The following is a 727-nucleotide window of genomic DNA, read 5'->3' on the forward strand; positions in this document are numbered from 1 at the left end:
GTGGAGTCTTCTTGCCAGCTTTGCTGATGTAACTGGGATCAATGGCAATAGCCCATCTTCCCTGTTTACCAAAGAAGCGCTTGGCAAGTGAGACATTAAGTTTGAGCCAGTCAATGCTTTTCGACTTTTTTAAGCCGAATGCGTTGCGATAGGTTTGCTCAACATGCGAGCCATACCTCCCCATTTGGGTGAAATTTATCTTTCTTGGTATTACCATGAACAAAATTATCACCTCGATGAGTATTTTCTCGAAACTTTTTGTTAACTTTGCAGCCGAATCTTCAACTGCATCTTTAAAGATATCCATATATTGGTCAAGTCCTGTATTCATATAATTTTGCGTTTGTCGTGATTTGCAAAGTTACTGAAAATCAGCGACTTGACCAACTTTTTATAGTTAAGTTTTCATAAGCATTTCTTAATATAAGTTATTGATTTACAGACGATTAAATATTAATTTAACGCAGTATTGTCAAATACTTTGTTGAAGTAAATTTAGAACGCCAACCTTCTATCCGTCAGCTCTTCACAAAAGATATAGACGTGAAACGTACCTGTGAAGACATCAGCGCATCAACTGGCATCCCAATAGTAGCAGGCAAAACCTTGCTCTTTATTGATGAAATCCAAGTAAGCCAAGAAGGCATTATGTCGCTTCGTTACTTCAAGGAAGATTATCCTGAGTTGCATGTCATAGCGGCAGGCTCTCTCTTGGAATTCACCTTAG

General features: G+C 38.4%; 2 protein-coding genes. One reads left to right on the forward strand and one right to left on the reverse strand.

The genetic code is table 11. The annotated features are described in order from the left end of the window. Positions 1-307: hypothetical protein (locus D4A39_RS18995; protein ID WP_233552518.1), on the reverse strand; the 307-nt coding region annotated here is incomplete at its 3' end. Positions 308-543: 236 nt separating this feature from the next. Here D4A39_RS18995 and D4A39_RS19000 point away from each other — a divergent pair. After that, on the forward strand, positions 544-727 hold a 184-nt coding region (locus D4A39_RS19000), incomplete at its 3' end, for a hypothetical protein (protein ID WP_497707266.1).

The sequence above is a fragment of the Alcanivorax profundi genome, from assembly GCF_003597125.1.
GTDB classification, from domain to species: domain Bacteria; phylum Pseudomonadota; class Gammaproteobacteria; order Pseudomonadales; family Alcanivoracaceae; genus Alcanivorax; species Alcanivorax profundi.